A 16,105-nucleotide genomic window follows, 5' to 3' on the forward strand; every position below is an offset into this window, starting at 1 on the left:
CCCCCCCCCCCCCCCCCCCCCCGTCCGGCGGGGCGGCGCTGATAGCCGTAGTCCATGCCGTTCCTCTCCCGCCGTTCGCGGGCCGCCCTGCTGGCCGCCGCGTCGGCCGCCCTCGTCGCCGCCACCCTGCCCGCCGACCCGGTGCCCCTCGGCATCGGCGACCCGCTCTTCCCGCACCTCGGCAACCCCGGGTACGACGTGCTCGCGTACGACATCGGCCTTGTCTACCAGGGCCGCAACGACAAGCCGCTGGACGCCGTCACCACCATCGACGCACGGACGACCGAGCCACTGGACCGCATCAACCTCGACTTCACCCGGGGCACCGTGCGCTCCGTCGCCGTCAACGGGCTCCGGGCCGGCTTCGACACCGCGGGCGAGGACCTCGTCGTACGGCCGATGGGCCGGATCCCGGCCGGAGTGCCCCTGCGCATCACCGTCCGTCACACCAGCGACCCCACCGGCGAACAGGACAGCGGTGGCTGGGTGCGCACCGCCGACGGACTTGCCATGGCCAACCAGGCGGACGCCGGGCACCGGGTCTTCCCGAGCAACGACCACCCCGCCGACAAGGCGTACTTCACCTTCCGCATCACCGCGCCGAATGATCTGACCGTCGTCGCCAACGGCCTGCCCACCGGCCGCAGCCGCAACGGCGACAGCACCACCTGGACCTACCGCACCGAGCACCCCATGGCGACCGAACTGGCCCAGGTCAGCATCGGCGGCTCGACCGTCGTGCGGCGTACCGGACCGAACGGGCTGCCCGTGCGCGACGTCGTGCCGACCGCGGACCGGGACCGCCTGGAACCCTGGCTGAAGAGGACCCCCGCCCAGCTGGAGTGGATGGAGGAGCAGGTCGGCCGCTACCCCTTCGAGAACTACGGAATCCTCGTCGCCGACACCGAGACCGGATTCGAGCTGGAGACCCAGACCCTGTCCCTCTTCGAGAAGCGCCTGTTCACCGACACGCGCTTCCCCGAGTGGTACGTCGAGTCGGTCATGGTCCACGAACTGGCCCACCAGTGGTTCGGCGACAGCGTCTCCCCGCAGTCCTGGTCCGACCTGTGGCTGAACGAGGGGCACGCCACCTGGTACGAGGCGCGGTACACCGAGGACCACATGGACGCACCACTGGAGGCGCGCATGCGTAACGCCTACATCCGCTCGGACACCTGGCGCGCCGCCGGAGGCCCGCCCGCCCGTCCCGCGGCCCCGGAGCCCGGCGAGAAGATCAGCCTGTTCCGCCCCGTCGTCTACGACGGCAGCGCCCTCGTCCTGTACGCGCTGCGCCAGGAGATCGGCCGTGACGCCTTCGACCGGCTGGAACGGCTCTGGGTCCGCAAGCACCGCGACTCCAACGCGGCCACGGAGGACTTCGTCCGGCTCGCCTCGCAGGTGTCGGGACGCGATCTGTCCGCCTTCTTCGACGGCTGGCTGTACGGGACGAAGACACCGCCCATGCCGGGGCACCCGGACTGGCGGAGCACGGCGCCGGCCGCCTCGTAAACCCGGGTGACGCCCCGCGCCGGCCGTGCCACTATCGACGGGTCGCCGAGGCGGCCGGAGTGGAGGATGTCCCCCTCGGGAATCTTCCGCACAGGTCACGCGTTGTGACTGATGCAACCACTTCTATCGACGTAAGGATCCAATGACCTCCTCTTCTTCCCTTCCCCAGGACGCGCGCAACGCGCAGAGTGCCACGGAGAACGCGACCGAGAGCCTCACCGAGGGCCTGCGGGCCGACGCCCTGATGGAAGAGGACGTCGCCTGGAGCTTCGAGATCGACGGAGAGCGGGACGGCGAGCAGCTGGACCGCTCGGAACGTGCCGCGCTGCGGCGCGTGGCCGGCCTCTCCACCGAGCTCGAGGACGTCACCGAGGTCGAGTACCGGCAGCTGCGCCTGGAGCGCGTGGTGCTCGTCGGTGTCTGGACCTCGGGCACCGTGCAGGACGCGGAGAATTCGCTCGCCGAGCTGGCGGCCCTCGCCGAGACGGCGGGCGCCCAGGTGCTCGACGCCGTCTTCCAGCGCCGTGACAAGCCCGACCCGGCCACGTACATCGGTTCCGGCAAGGCGCTCCAACTGCGCGACCTCGTCGTCGAGACCGGAGCCGACACCGTCGTCTGCGACGGTGAGCTGTCCCCCGGCCAGCTGATCCACCTCGAGGACGTCGTCAAGGTCAAGGTGGTCGACCGGACCGCCCTGATCCTCGACATCTTCGCCCAGCACGCCAAGTCCCGAGAGGGCAAGGCCCAGGTCTCCCTGGCGCAGATGCAGTACATGCTGCCCAGGCTGCGCGGCTGGGGCCAGTCGCTGTCCCGTCAGATGGGCGGTGGCGGTACCAGCGGCGGTGGCGGCATGGCGACCCGTGGTCCCGGTGAGACCAAGATCGAGACCGACCGGCGCCGTATCCGCGAGAAGATGGCGAAGATGCGCCGGGAGATCGCGGAGATGAAGACCGGCCGCGACCTCAAGCGCCAGGAACGCCGGCGCAACAAGGTGCCCTCGGTCGCCATCGCCGGCTACACCAACGCCGGCAAGTCGTCGCTGCTCAACCGCCTGACCGGGGCGGGAGTGCTGGTGGAGAACGCACTGTTCGCCACCCTCGACCCGACCGTGCGCCGGGCCGAGACGCCGAGCGGCCGGGTCTACACCCTCGCCGACACCGTCGGGTTCGTACGGCACCTGCCGCACCACCTGGTCGAGGCGTTCCGCTCCACCATGGAGGAGGTCGGCGACTCCGATCTCATCCTGCACGTGGTGGACGGCGCGCACCCGGTGCCGGAGGAGCAGCTCGCCGCGGTGCGCGAGGTGATCCGCGAGGTCGGCGCGACGGACGTGCCCGAGATCGTCGTGATCAACAAGGCGGACGCGGCGGACCCGCTGGTCCTCCAGCGCCTCCTGCGCAACGAGAAGCACGCCATCGCGGTCTCCGCCCGTACCGGAGCCGGCATCGACGAGCTGCTCGCGCTGATCGACAGCGAGCTGCCCCGTCCGTCGGTCGCCATCGAGGCGCTCGTGCCGTACACCCAGGGCGGTCTCGTCTCCCGGGTGCACGCCGAGGGCGAGGTGGTCTCCGAGGAGCACACCTCGGAGGGCACGCTGATCAAGGCGCGTGTCAACGAGGAGCTGGCCGCGGAGCTCGCCGCGTTCATCCCCGCCGTGCACTGAGCCGCACCGCGCCGGAAACAACCGGAAGGCCCGTCCCTCGCGAGGGACGGGCCTTCCGGCCGTGGTACGGGCGTCGCCGCTACTGGGCGCCGTACTTCTCGCTCATCATCGTGAAGATCTGCTCGGCGCCCTCGCCGAGGTGCGGTCCGGCCAGCCAGCCCGATGTGACCGGGCCGATCGACGTGTTGGAGACCAGGGCCGGCTTCCCGTCACTGCCTTCGCTGAACCAACCGCCGCCGGAGGAACCGCCGGTCATCGTGCAGCCGATGCGGTACATCGTGGGCGTGGCCGGGCTGATCGAGAGCCGGCCGGGGCGGTCGACGCACTTGTGCATGATCAGACCGTCGTACGGCGGGGCGGCGGGGTAGCCCCAGGCGCCCATCGTGCTGATCCGCGAGACCTCGGGCGCGTCGAAGTTCACCGCAAGGGCGTTGCCCACGGTCTCTTCCAGGGACTTGGTACCGTGCTCCGGCTTCACGTGCAGCACGGCGTAGTCGTACGGGGCGCCCCCGCCGCCGGTGGGCCCGCCGTCCTTGATCCACTCGCCGGAGGTGCTGGCCCAGTCGGCCCAGTACGCGCCGTACGGGGCGATCTCCTGCGGCTGCGCGTTCTCCAGCGCCGCGGGGCTCTTGCCCTGGTCGTTGTACGCGGGCACGAAGACGATGTTCCGGTACCAGCCGCCGGCGGATCCGGCGTGCACACAGTGGCCGGCGGTCCACACCAGGTTGGACTTCCCCGGGTGCTTCGGGTCCTTGACGACCGTGCCCGAGCAGACCATGTGGCCCTTGGGGGAGTCGAAGAAGACCTTCCCGACCGGGGCCGCGTAGTTGTGGTACGGCGTCTTCTCGCGCTCGGCGGTGACGGGCTCGGGCTCCGGGTCGGTGACGCCCTGGTCGCCGGAGAAGTCACCGGCGGACATGGTCTTGGCCGGGTCCTTCGCCGACTTCATCCGGTCCGGCTTCCACAGCCCCTCGATGACCGGGTTGACGAAGTCCTTGGCCTCACGCAGCCACTTGTCCTTGTTCCAGTTCTTCCACTCGCCATTGCGCCACTTGTCCGGGTCGATCCCGTGTTTCTTGAGTTCGTCGGCCAGCCCGGCGGGTAGGCCGCTGCCCTTCTCGGCACCACCGGCCGCCGAGGCGGTGGCGGAGGCGGCCGGCTTGTCGGCGCCCTCGTCCTCGGTGGGGCCGCAGGCCGTGGCCGTCAGCGCGAGCGCGGCGGCCAGACCGGTCGCGGCGAGGAGCGGGCGTATGGATCGCATGAAAAGGAATCCCCCTGAAATCTGCACACTTGCCGTCTGCGTGCCAGGGGCCTCCGGGGCGGCCTGCGCCGCTCCGGAGGCCCCTGGGCTTCCGTCGTACGCGCCGGTGCGGGCGCGGTCCTGCCTGTTACTTGTCCGCGTACTTGTCGCTGACCGAGTCGTAGACGCCCTCGGCCTCCTTGCCGAGGCGCGGTCCGGCCAGCCAGCCGGCCGTCACCGGGCCGATGGAGGTGTTCGAGACCAGCGCGGGCTTGCCGTCCTGGCCGGTCGCGACCCAGCCGCCGCCGGAGGAGCCGCCGGTCATCGAGCAGCCGATGCGGTACATCGTCGGGTCGTCCTGGGCGAGCGACAGACGGCCCGGCTTGTCCTTGCACTGGAACATCTTCTGGCCGTCGTACGGTGCCGCGGCCGGGAAGCCGGTGGCCGTCATGCCCGTGATCTTGGGCACCGCCGGGGCGTTGAACTCGACCGGCAGGGCTGAACCGACCGTCTCCTCCAGGGACTTGCCGCCCGCGCCCTCCTCGGGCGTGACGTGCAGCACGGCGAAGTCGTACGGGGCCCCGAGGCCGCCGACCGAGGCGCCCTGATCGATCCACTGCTGGGAGGTCTGCGCCCAGGTGCCCCACCAGATGCCGTAGGGGGCGACCTTCTCCTTCGGCGGGTTGCTCCGCAGCTCGGCCGTCGACAGACCGCTGTTGTTGTACGAGGGAACGAAGGCGATGTTGCGGTACCAGCCGCCCTTCTTGCCCGCGTGGACGCAGTGTCCGGCGGTCCACACCATGTTGGACTTGCCGGGGTGCGCCGGGTCCTTCACCACGGTCGCCGAGCAGACCATCGAGCCCTCGGGGCCGTCGAAGAACAGCTTGCCCGACTCCGGCGCGCTGTCGTGGTACTGCGTCTTCACGCCCACGGCCCGGACCGGCGCGGGCGTGGGGTCCGTGACGCCCTCGTCGCCCGAGATGTCGTTGTCGACCGGCTTCTCCGGCGGCTTGTCGGCGTCCTGCATGCGGTCGGGGTCCCAGAGGCCCGCGATGATCGGGTTGATGTAGTCCTTGGCCTCACGCAGCCATTTGTCCTTGTCCCAGTTCTTCCAGTCGCCGTTCTTCCACTTGTCTATGTCGATCCCGTGTTCCTTGAGCCGGTCCTTCAGATCGTCCGGGATGGCGATCTTGTGGTCCGACGTCGCGCCGGCCGTGCTGCTGCTGCTCGGCTCGGAGTTCGCGTCGTCCTCGGTCGGCCCGCAGGCGGTCGCCGTGAGCGCGAGGACGGCGGTGAACGCGGCGGTGGCGAGCACGGGGGAGGAGGCGCGACGCGCACTCCTGCCACGGCGTGCGGTGATTCCTGGTCGAACGAGACGCATCTGCTGATCCCCCTGGGACTTCGTAACTCAACGCTTCAGTACTGCACTTGCGTCCGGCGCGCCGCGTGGCCCGCCGAACGGGCAGGAGGCAGCGCGGTCTTCGTGGCGTGCCCGAGCCCGGCGCGGCACCCACTATGCCGGTGCCGCTGTCGGCGGTGCGCGGCAGGGTTGCACTCCGCAAGGATCTTCGGATTCAGCCGTGATCCTTTGCCCCCTCGGTCGTTGGTACGCGTGGGGGGCACGGAGACAGCGTTCACCCTCGCAGGCCGTCCTTGCGAAATCGTACTGACGTGCAACGCAACTGTTACAGCGGGAGGATCAAGAGCCGTGGCCGTGACCGAACCAGCTCCGGCGCCACCCCTGGACGCCCACGAGGGCATCCTGCGCCGCCAGTCACTGCGTGAATCGGCCGCCCGCACCTATGCCAGATCGCTGCCGATCGTGCCGGTGCGCGCCCGGGGCCTGACCATCGAAGGCGCGGACGGGCGGCGCTATCTCGACTGCCTCTCCGGGGCGGGGACGCTGGCCCTCGGCCACAACCACCCGGTCGTACTGGAGGCGATCAAGAAGGTCCTCGACTCGGGCGCCCCGCTGCACGTGCTGGACCTGGCCACCCCGGTCAAGGACGCGTTCGTCACGGAGCTGTTCAGCACCCTGCCGCGGCAGTTCGCCGACAACGCCCGGGTCCAGTTCTGCGGCCCGGCCGGTACGGACGCGGTCGAAGCGGCGTTCAAGCTGGTCCGCGCCGCCACCGGCCGCAGCGGCCTGCTGGCCTTCACCGGTGCCTACCACGGCATGACGGAGGGCGCCCTCGCGGCTTCCGGCGGCGCCGAGGACGTACGGGTGACCAGGCTGCCCTTCCCCCAGGACTACCGCTGCCCCTTCGGCATCGGCGGCGAGGCCGGTGCCCGGACCGCAGCCCGCTGGACCGAGAACCTCCTGGACGACCCCAAGAGCGGGACTCCCGCCCCCGCCGGGATGATCCTCGAACCGGTCCAGGGCGAGGGCGGGGTCAACCCCGCGCCCGACGGCTGGATGCGCCGGATGCGCGAGGTCACCGAGACCAGGTCCATCCCGCTGATCGCCGACGAGGTCCAGACCGGCGTCGGCCGGACCGGCGCCTTCTGGGCCGTGGAGCACAGCGGGATCGTGCCCGACGTCATGGTGCTGTCCAAGGCCATCGGCGGTTCCCTCCCGCTCGCCGTGATCGTCTACCGCTCGGAGCTCGACACCTGGCAGCCCGGCGCCCACGCCGGCACCTTCCGCGGCAACCAGCTCGCCATGGCGGCAGGCACGGCCACCCTCGCGTACGTCCGCGAGAACGGCCTCGCCGCACGGGCCGGGGTCCTCGGCAGCCGCATGCTGGCGAGCCTCAGGTCGCTCGCCGCCGACCACCCGTGCGTCGGCGACGTCCGGGGGAGGGGCCTGATGATCGGCGTTGAGATCGTGGACCCCGAAGCGCGACCGCAGGGCACCGGCACCGAACCGCCGCCGGACCCGGTCCTCGCCGCCGCCGTCCAGCAGGAGTGCCTGAGCCGTGGGCTCATCGTCGAACTCGGTGGCCGGTACTCCACCGTCGTACGCCTGCTGCCGCCCCTCACGCTCACCGACGAACAGGCGACAGCGGTGGTCGACCGCCTCGCCGACGCCCTGGCAGCGGCGGAGCGCTCACCGCACCGCCGCCTGCCGACCGGATCGCTCCGCTGACCACGGACACCAGCACAGGAAGACCGCCGTGAACCCCACCCCCGCGCCCGAGGCCGACGGCCCTCCCCCCAGCCACCTCCCCGAGTCGGAAGTCCCCGGCGGGCTCGCCGTCGAGGCGACGACCGTGCCGCGCCAGAAGGAGACCCCGCACGACCTGTGGCACGCGTCGCGGTCCGCTTCCCCGTCGCAGACCCCCGTACACCCGGAAGCCCCGACGGCAGCCGCCCCGGACGAGCTGGCCGCCGACCCCCTCGACCATCCCGATCCGCTCCGCGCCGCCGACGCGGCCGGCGTCGAGAACCTGCTGCGCTGCTGGGTCCGCGAGAACGACCTGCCCCGCCCGGCCGGGCCGACCCTGCGCGTCCCGCTCCCCGCGAGCGGCACCGCCCTGCTCGTCCCCGTCCGCCACTGGTCCGCCACCGGCTGGCACCGCTTCGGACCGCCCGCCCTGGAACGGGCACCCGCCGCCGCACCCACCGCCGACGCGGTCACCGTGGCCGCCCTGCTGGGCCGGGAGGCCGGGCACCACGACGGCGCCGACATGGCCGGCCGGGTCGCCGACTCGGTACGGCGTACCGCCTCGTTCATCGAGGAGCGGCGCCGCCGTCCCGCCGCCCCCGAGGAGGCGGACCTCTTCCTCACCGCGGAACAGTCGCTCCTCCTCGGCCACCCCCTGCATCCTTCGCCCAAGAGCAGGGAAGGGCTCACCGACGCCGAAGCGCGCGTCTACTCACCCGAGCTGTACGGCTCCTTCCCGCTCCACTGGGTGGCCGCCGACCGCTCCGTGCTGGCCACCGACTCCGCGTGGACCGACCAGGGCCGCCCCGTGCCCGCCGCCGACCTCGTCGCCCGGCACGCCCCGGACCTCGCCTGCCCCGAACACACCGTGCCCCTTCCCCTCCACCCCTGGCAGGCCCGCGAGCTGCGGAGCAGGCCCGAAGCCGCCGCGTTGCTCGACGCCGGCCTCCTGCACTACCTCGGCCCCCACGGCGCCCCGTGGTACCCCACCTCCTCGGTGCGCACCGTGCACCGGCCGGGCTCCGACCTGATGCTGAAGCTCTCCCTCGGCGTCCGCATCACCAACTCCCGCCGGGAGAACCTCCGCAAGGAGCTCCACCGGGGCGTCGAGGTCCACCGGCTGCTCCGCACCGGACTCGCCCGCGAGTGGCACGCGGCGCACCCCGGCTTCGACATCGTGCGCGACCCCGCCTGGCTCGCCGTCGACACCCCGGACGGCGTGCCCGTGCAGGGCCTCGACGTCATGCTGCGCCACAACCCCTTCAGCCGGTACGACGACGCCGTGTGCATCGCCGGCCTCACCGCTCCACGCCCCTGGCCGGGCCGGGCGGGACTGCACTCGCGCCTCGCCGACGTGGTCCACCGCCTCGCCGCGGCCACCGGACGAACGACGACCGCGGTGGCCGCCGAGTGGTTCCTGCGTTACCTGGAGCGCGTCGTCCACCCGGTGCTCTGGCTCGACGCCCACGCCGGGGTGGCGCTCGAAGCCCACCAGCAGAACACCCTCGTCCTGCTGGACCCGGACGGATGGCCCATCGGTGGCCGTTACCGTGACAATCAGGGCTACTACTTCCGGGAATCGCACCGCACCGCGCTCGACCACAGGCTCCCCGGCATCGGATCGGTCAGCGACACCTTCGTCTCCGACGCCGTCACCGACGAACGCTTCGCCTACTACCTCGGCATCAACAACGTATTCGGACTGATCGGGGCGTTCGGGTCCCAGCGGCTCGCCGACGAGCAGATGCTCATCGACGCCTTCCGGCGCTTCCTGAAATCGGCGTGCGAACTGGGCTCTCCGTTCCCCGCCCACCTGCTCGAAAAACCGCGTCTGCGCTGCAAGGCCAACATGCTGACCCGCCTGCACGGACTCGACGAACTCGTCGGGCCCGTCGACACCCAGTCCGTCTACGTCACCATCACCAACCCTCTGCACGGCTGAGAGCCGGGCCACGAGCCGGGACCGAAAAGCCGATCGCCGAGAGCCGATCGCCGAGAGCTGAGAGCTGAGAGCTGAGAGTTGAGAGCTGAGAAAGGAGCGTCACCCGTGTCTCCCCCCGACGTGCCCGCCGGCCCCGTCCTCCGGGGGGACTGGGCTCCCGTGTCCACACCGGCCGGGGAATTCCAGCTCGTCCCCGTCCGCCCGGAACGCGATCTCCCGACCCTCACGCGCTGGATGAACGACCCCGTCGTGGCCGCCTTCTGGGAGCTGGCCGGCGACGAGAGCGTCACCGCCCGGCACCTTGCCCCCCAGCTGTCCCACGGCAGCCACAGCACCCCGTGCATCGGGGTGCTGTCCGGCACGCCCATGAGTTATTGGGAGCTGTACCGCGCCGACCTCGACCCGCTCGCCCGCCACTACCCGGCCAGGCCGCACGACATGGGCGTCCACCTGCTCATCGGTGAGGGCAGTCACCGGGGCCGCGGCACCGGCACGACGCTGCTGCGCGCCGTGGCCGGCCTCGTGCTCGACCACGTCCCCCTCTGCACACGGGTCGTGGCCGAGCCCGACCTCCGTAACGCCCCGTCCGTCTCCGCGTTCCTGAGCGCCGGCTTCCGTCTCTCCGCCGAGGTCGAACTCCCGGAGAAGCGGGCCGCGCTGATGGTCCGCGACCGAGTCCGCCGCACCCTGCCATGAACGCATCCCCGACCCGTCCGCACCGCTCGAACCCCATCGGTTCCCACCCGAGGAGTCCCCGTGCCGAAATACCCTGCGCACCACGACGCAACGGAGCCGCCCGCGCTGCTCGACACCCCGGAGCTCAACCGGGTGGCCTGGGACCGGGCCGCCTCCCGGATGCTCGCGAAGATGCTCGGTGAATTCGCCTACGAGGAAGTCATCGAGCCGGCTCCGCGAACCGCCGGCGGCAGCACGTACACCCTCCCGCTGGACGACGGCGGCAGCCTCTCCTTCACCGCCCGGCGCGGTGTGTACGGGAGCTGGCGCGTGGACCCCGGATCGATCGGAGAGGAGGGCCCCGACCCCGCGGCGGACAGCGTCCCGTTCCGCGATCCGCTGCTCTTCGTCACCCGGGCCCGCCGCCTCCTCGGCCTCGACGGCGCCACGCTCGGCCACCTCCTCCGCGAGCTGACCACCACACTCGCCGCGGACGCCCGCCTCGACCACACCGCGCTCACCGCCGCCGAGCTGGCCGGCCTCGGCTACGCGGAGCTGGAGGGCCACCAGACCGGCCACCCCTGGATCGTCGCCAACAAGGGCCGGCTCGGCTTCTCCGCCACCGACGCCGCCCGCTACAGCCCCGAGGCCCGCGAGCCCGTGCGGCTGCCCTGGCTCGCCGTCTCCCACCGCATCGCCGCGTACCGGGGCGTGCCCGGCCTGTCCACCCCGGACCAGCTCTACACCCAGGAGCTCGACGCGGCCGTCCGCGCGTCCTTCGCCGACAGCCTGCGCGCACGCGGCCTGGACCCGGACGGCTACCACTTCCTGCCGGTCCACCCCTGGCAGTGGGACGAGTGGATCGTGCCCCTGTTCGCACCGGCCATCGCCGCCGGGGACATCGTGCCGCTGCCCGCCGACCCGGACGTACGGTTGCCGCAGCAGTCCATCCGTACCTTCGCCAACCTCGCACGGCCCGACCGGCACACGGTCAAGCTGCCGCTGTCGATCCTCAACACCCTGGTCTGGCGCGGACTGCCCACCGAGCGCACCGTCGCCGCGCCGGCCGTCACGGGCTGGGTCCAGGGACTGCGCGACAACGACCCTTTCCTGCGCGACACCTGCGGCGTGATCCTCCTCGGCGAGGTCGCCTCGGTCACCGTCGAGCACCCGCTGTACGACCACCTCCCCGAGGCGCCGTACCAGTTCAAGGAGATCCTCGGGGCGATCTGGCGCGAGCCGCTGCCACCCCGCCTGGCGCCGGGGGAGCGGGCCCGAACCCTCGCGTCCCTGCTCCACACCGACCCCGAGGGACGCGCCTTCACCGCCGAGCTGGTCGCCCGCTCCGGACTGGCGCCCACCGTCTGGCTGACCCGGCTCTTCGCCGCACTGCTGCCGCCGCTGCTGCACTTCCTCTACCGCTACGGCACCGTCTTCTCCCCGCACGGCGAGAACGCGATCGTGGTCTTCGACGAGCAGGACGTGCCCGTGCGCCTCGCGATCAAGGACTTCGTGGACGACGTCAACGTGAGCGCGCAGCCGCTGCCCGAGCACGACACCATGCCGGCGGACGTGCGCCGCGTCCTGCTCACCGAGGAGCCGGCCTTCCTCACCCAGTTCATCCACTCCGGGCTCTTCACCGGGGTCTTCAGGTTTCTCTCCCCGCTCTGCGAGGAACAGCTCGGCGTCCCCGAGGACGAATTCTGGTCACTCGTCCGGGCGGAGATCCTGCGCCACCACGCCCGCTTCCCGGAGCTGAAGGAGCGCTTCGAGATGTTCGACATGCTCACCCCGCGCATCGACCGCCTCTGCCTGAACCGGAACCGGCTGCATCTGGACGGCTACCGCGACCGGCCCGTACGCCCGCACGCGGCGGTCCACGGCAGCGTGGCCAACCCGCTCCACCCCTCCGAGTGAGGCCGGGAGTGCCTGTCGATGTCAGTGGCGCCCCGTAGGCTGGCCGGGCTATGACGAAGCCATCCCTCCCCGAGCTCCTGCACGCCGCCGTGACCGCCGTCGGCGGTACGGAGAGGCCCGGCCAGGCCGCGATGGCCACCGCCGTCGCCGAGGCCGTAGACGACCAATCCCACCTGCTCGTCCAGGCCGGCACGGGGACGGGCAAGTCGCTCGGCTACCTGGTGCCGGCCCTGGCACACGGCGAGCGCGTCGTCGTGGCCACGGCGACGCTGGCTCTCCAGCGCCAGCTCGTGGAGCGCGATCTGCCCCGTACGGTCGACGCGCTGCACCCGCTGCTGCGCCGCCGCCCCCAGTTCGCCATGCTCAAGGGCCGGTCGAACTACCTCTGCCTGCACCGGCTCCACGAGGGCGTGCCGCAGGACGAGGAGGAGGGGCTGTTCGACCAGTTCGAGGCGGCGGCCCCGTCCAGCAAGCTCGGCCAGGACCTGCTGCGCATGCGCGACTGGGCCGACGAGACGGAGACGGGCGACCGGGACGACCTCACCCCCGGCGTCTCGGACCGGGCCTGGGCCCAGATCTCGGTCTCCTCGCGGGAGTGCCTGGGCGCGAGCAAGTGCGCGTACGGGGCGGAGTGCTTCGCCGAGCAGGCCAGGGAACGGGCGAAGCTCGCCGATGTGGTCGTCACCAACCACGCGCTCCTGGCGATCGACGCCATCGAGGGCGCCCCGGTGCTCCCGCAGCACGAGGTGCTGATCGTGGACGAGGCCCACGAACTGGTCTCCCGGGTCACCGGTGTGGCCACCGGCGAGCTGACCCCCGGCCAGGTCGAACGCGCGGTGCGCCGCGCCGCGAAGCTGGTCAACGAGAAGGCGGCCGACGCGCTGCAGACCGCCTCCGAGGGCTTCGAGCGGGTCATGGAGCTGGCGTTGCCCGGCCGCCTGGAGGAGGTGCCGGAGGACCTGGGGTACGCGCTGATGGCCCTGCGGGACGCGGCGCGCACGGTGATCTCCGCGATCGGCGCCACGCGGGACAAGTCCGTCCAGGACGAGGACGCGGTCCGCAAGCAGGCGCTGGCCTCGGTGGAGTCCATCCATGCCGTCGCCGAGCGCATCACGCAGGGCTCCGAGTACGACGTCGTCTGGTACGAGCGCCACGACCGGTTCGGCGCCTCGGTGCGCGTCGCCCCGCTCTCCGTCTCCGGGCTGCTGCGCGAGAAGCTGTTCGCCGAGCGGTCCGTCGTGCTCACCTCGGCCACGCTCAAGCTGGGCGGCGATTTCAACGGTGTGGGCGCATCCCTGGGGCTCGCCCCGGAGGGTACGGCGGGCGAGGACGTCCCGCAGTGGAAGGGTCTGGACGTCGGCTCGCCGTTCGACTATCCGAAGCAGGGCATCCTGTACGTCGCGCGTCATCTGGCGACCCCCGGGCGCGAGGGCTCCCGCACGGACATGCTGGACGAGCTGTCCGAGCTCATCGAGGCGGCCGGCGGGCGCACGCTGGGGCTGTTCTCCTCCATGCGGGCGGCCAAGGCGGCGGCCGAGGAGCTGCGCGGCCGGCTGGACAAGCCGATCCTGCTCCAGGGCGAGGAGACCCTGGGTGAGCTGATCAAGAGTTTCGCCGCCGATCCGGAAACCTGCCTCTTCGGCACGCTGTCGCTGTGGCAGGGCGTCGACGTGCCGGGAGCCAGCTGTCAGCTGGTGGTCATGGACCGGATTCCGTTCCCCCGCCCCGACGATCCGCTGATGAGCGCGCGGCAGAAGGCCGTCGAGGAGGCCGGGGGCAACGGCTTCATGGCGGTGGCGGCCACGCATGCCGCGCTGCTGATGGCTCAGGGCGCCGGCCGTCTCGTGCGGGCCACGGGGGACAAGGGCGTCGTCGCGGTGCTCGACCCGCGCCTGGCCAACGCACGCTACGGCAGCTATCTGCGGGCCTCGCTCCCCGGTTTCTGGTACACCACCGACCGCAATCAGGCCCGGCGCTCGCTCGCCGCCATCGACGCGGCGGCCAAGGCGGACGGGCGGTAGTCCCTCGGGGGCGTACACCGCCGCGAAGACGTACACGAGAAGGGGCCCCGAGACCGGCGTGAAAGCCGGAACGGGGCCCCTTCTCCCAGAGAGCGTGAGGTGCGGGTCTCAGACCCTGCGCAGCACCGCGACGACCTTGCCGAGGATCGTCGCCTCGTCGCCGGGGATCGGCTGGTACGCGGCGTTGTGCGGGAGCAGCCAGACGTGACCGTCCTCGCGCTTGAAGCGCTTCACCGTGGCTTCACCGTCCAGCATGGCGGCCACGATGTCGCCGTTCTCCGCGACGGGCTGGCGGCGCACGGTGACCCAGTCGCCGTCACAGATCGCCGCCTCGATCATCGAGTCACCCACGACCTTGAGCACGAAGAGCTCGCCGTCACCCACCAGCTGGCGGGGGAGCGGGAAGACGTCCTCGACGGACTCCTCGGCGAGGATCGGCCCACCGGCTGCGATCCGGCCCACCAGCGGCACGTACGAGGCGGCGGGCTTGCCCGTGGTGTCCGTCGGCTGCGTGCTCGGCTGGTCGGAGCCGCGTACCTCGTACGCCCGGGGGCGGTGGGGGTCGCGGCGCAGGAAGCCCTTGCGCTCCAGCGCCATCAGCTGATGGGCGACGGAGGAGGTGCTGGAGAGGCCCACCGCCTGACCGATCTCCCGCATCGACGGCGGATAGCCTCGCCGCTGCACGGAATCCCGGATGACCTCGATCACCCGCCGCTGCCGGTCCGTGAGCCCCGAGCTGTCCGCCCGGATTCCGGGAGGTCGTCCGGGGAGCGAGCGCGCTGGGCGCCCGGGCTCCGGGCCCTCCGTGTTCGTGACTGAGTCATTCATGGCATGCACCGGCTCGAGTCGGCTCTGGGAGCGGTCCTGGGCAGTGATGATGGCACTGTCTGCGGTGGTGGTCACGTCGGCGGCCCCTCTCGAATGGTCTCCCTGGCTGCACAACGGTAGTAGCTTTCGAAAGGTTGCGCCAAACACACGTTCGAGTGAAAAACGAATAAAAGACTGTCGGGACTCCACTGCCAGGTGTATGAGGCCGCCTACGGTGCGCGACGGTTGCGTGTCGCGGGTGGTGCCGCCCTGGGGCACGGCGGTGGTCGAGGCCGCTCCAGGACCGTAGCGCGGCATCCTGTGCGGGGCCGTCGCGGGGTGGCCGCCCGGCCGTCCGTCGTCCGGGTGCTTCCCGTACCCTCTTGGTCGGCCTTACGCTGCCTTCCGGACGCCCTCCGGCGCGACACGCGCTTAGGGCCAAATGCGCGGCCGGACCCCAGATCTAGTGGTTGGATAGTTCCGACCGCCCCGAATGTAGTGGTACCCCGTCCATCGGGGGTGCGGTCATCGCCTATGCTTGAGACCGCTTCGAGGGCCCGTGACCGGGACCGAAGAGGCTATTCAGTCGTGCTGTGAAGGAGGGTTGGGAGCCATGCACTGCCCCTTCTGCAGGCACCCCGACAGCCGGGTCGTCGACAGTCGCACCACCGACGACGGGACCTCGATCCGCCGGCGGCGCCAGTGCCCCGACTGCTCCCGCCGCTTCACCACGGTGGAGACCTGTTCACTCATGGTGGTCAAGCGCAGCGGGGTCACCGAGCCCTTCAGCCGCACCAAGGTCATCTCGGGTGTGCGCAAGGCGTGCCAGGGGCGGCCCGTCACCGAGGACGCCCTCGCCAAACTGGGCCAGCGGGTCGAGGAGGCGGTGCGGGCGACCGGCAGTGCCGAGCTGACCACGCACGACGTGGGCCTGGCCATCCTCGGCCCCCTGCAGGAACTCGACCTCGTCGCCTACCTGCGCTTCGCGTCCGTGTACCGGGCGTTCGACAGCCTCGAAGACTTCGAGGCCGCCATCACGGAACTCCGTGAGCGGCGGCCCCGCGCGGAATCATGCGGGAGCGGCGAGACCCTCGAGGTCCCCGCCCCCGCCGTCGCCGCCGACTGAGCGGCGGTCGCCGGCCGCGTCGATCCGGGGATCGCGCGGACCGGCACCAGGACCTTGCTCCGGGCGACGTATGACGAATGCGGCGGCCGAAGCATCAGA

At 71.5% G+C, this 16,105-nt stretch carries 11 protein-coding genes; 8 read left to right on the top strand and 3 right to left on the bottom strand.

The genetic code is table 11. From position 1 onward, the window contains the following. The first annotated feature begins 54 nt into the window (after window positions 1–54). Window positions 55–1,509 (top strand): M1 family metallopeptidase, encoded by a 1,455-nt coding sequence (locus tag ACN6LM_RS00005; protein WP_445063154.1) that lies wholly within the window; start codon window positions 55–57, stop codon window positions 1,507–1,509. 142 nt (window positions 1,510–1,651) lie between these two features. Continuing rightward, complete coding sequence (hflX, locus tag ACN6LM_RS00010; RefSeq protein WP_445063155.1) at window positions 1,652–3,172, top strand: GTPase HflX; 1,521 nt, start codon at window positions 1,652–1,654, stop codon at window positions 3,170–3,172. 79 nt (window positions 3,173–3,251) lie between these two features. Here the strand turns inward: hflX and ACN6LM_RS00015 are convergent, their stop codons facing one another. Then, window positions 3,252–4,433, bottom strand: coding sequence for a trypsin-like serine peptidase (locus tag ACN6LM_RS00015; RefSeq protein WP_445063156.1), 1,182 nt, complete (start codon window positions 4,431–4,433; stop codon window positions 3,252–3,254). Window positions 4,434–4,560: 127 nt separating this feature from the next. Continuing rightward, the gene (locus tag ACN6LM_RS00020; RefSeq protein WP_445063157.1) at window positions 4,561–5,793 is read right to left on the bottom strand and encodes a trypsin-like serine peptidase; all 1,233 of its coding nucleotides are present in this window, start codon (window positions 5,791–5,793) and stop codon (window positions 4,561–4,563) included. A 327-nt stretch (window positions 5,794–6,120) separates the two neighbouring features. On the opposite strand from ACN6LM_RS00020, the gene ACN6LM_RS00025 reads away from it, so the two are divergent. The 5 genes from ACN6LM_RS00025 to ACN6LM_RS00045 all read left to right on the top strand — a co-directional run bounded on the left by ACN6LM_RS00025 (window position 6,121) and on the right by ACN6LM_RS00045 (window position 14,073). Continuing rightward, window positions 6,121–7,500 carry a diaminobutyrate--2-oxoglutarate transaminase family protein gene (locus ACN6LM_RS00025; protein ID WP_445063158.1) on the top strand — a complete coding sequence of 460 codons (1,380 nt, stop codon included), beginning with the start codon at window positions 6,121–6,123 and terminating at the stop codon, window positions 7,498–7,500. 28 nt (window positions 7,501–7,528) lie between these two features. Continuing rightward, on the top strand, window positions 7,529–9,460 hold the full coding sequence (locus tag ACN6LM_RS00030; RefSeq protein WP_445063159.1) for an IucA/IucC family protein: 1,932 nt from the start codon (window positions 7,529–7,531) through the stop codon (window positions 9,458–9,460). Between the two features lie 105 nt (window positions 9,461–9,565). After that, window positions 9,566–10,156, top strand: a complete 591-nt coding sequence (locus tag ACN6LM_RS00035; RefSeq protein ID WP_445063160.1) for a GNAT family N-acetyltransferase — start codon at window positions 9,566–9,568, stop codon at window positions 10,154–10,156. 60 nt (window positions 10,157–10,216) lie between these two features. Continuing rightward, window positions 10,217–12,052: an IucA/IucC family protein gene (locus ACN6LM_RS00040; RefSeq protein WP_445063161.1), complete on the top strand. Its 1,836-nt coding sequence runs from the start codon at window positions 10,217–10,219 to the stop codon at window positions 12,050–12,052. Window positions 12,053–12,102: 50 nt separating this feature from the next. Next, window positions 12,103–14,073, top strand: a complete 1,971-nt coding sequence (locus ACN6LM_RS00045) for an ATP-dependent DNA helicase (RefSeq protein ID WP_445063162.1) — start codon at window positions 12,103–12,105, stop codon at window positions 14,071–14,073. 108 nt (window positions 14,074–14,181) lie between these two features. Here ACN6LM_RS00045 and lexA read toward each other — a convergent pair whose 3' ends face one another. Beyond that, on the bottom strand, window positions 14,182–14,976 hold the full coding sequence (gene lexA, locus ACN6LM_RS00050) for a transcriptional repressor LexA (RefSeq protein ID WP_026171816.1): 795 nt from the start codon (window positions 14,974–14,976) through the stop codon (window positions 14,182–14,184). Window positions 14,977–15,493: 517 nt separating this feature from the next. Here lexA and nrdR point away from each other — a divergent pair. Continuing rightward, window positions 15,494–16,006: a transcriptional regulator NrdR gene (gene nrdR / locus ACN6LM_RS00055; protein ID WP_328902755.1), complete on the top strand. Its 513-nt coding sequence runs from the start codon at window positions 15,494–15,496 to the stop codon at window positions 16,004–16,006. Window positions 16,007–16,105: the final 99 nt, after the last annotated feature.

The sequence above is a fragment of the Streptomyces sp. SAS_281 genome (assembly GCF_052542855.1).

Excerpts from the sequence above, each read along its gene's own strand:
- ACN6LM_RS00005 (WP_445063154.1), top strand. The coding sequence starts at position 55 with ATGCCGTTCCTCTCCCGCCGTTCGCGGGCCGCCCTGCTGGCCGCCGCG.
- hflX (WP_445063155.1), top strand. The coding sequence starts at position 1,652 with ATGACCTCCTCTTCTTCCCTTCCCCAGGACGCGCGCAACGCGCAGAGT.
- ACN6LM_RS00015 (WP_445063156.1), bottom strand. The coding sequence starts at position 4,433 with ATGCGATCCATACGCCCGCTCCTCGCCGCGACCGGTCTGGCCGCCGCG.
- ACN6LM_RS00020 (WP_445063157.1), bottom strand. The coding sequence starts at position 5,793 with ATGCGTCTCGTTCGACCAGGAATCACCGCACGCCGTGGCAGGAGTGCG.
- ACN6LM_RS00045 (WP_445063162.1), top strand. The coding sequence starts at position 12,103 with ATGACGAAGCCATCCCTCCCCGAGCTCCTGCACGCCGCCGTGACCGCC.
- nrdR (WP_328902755.1), top strand. The coding sequence starts at position 15,494 with ATGCACTGCCCCTTCTGCAGGCACCCCGACAGCCGGGTCGTCGACAGT.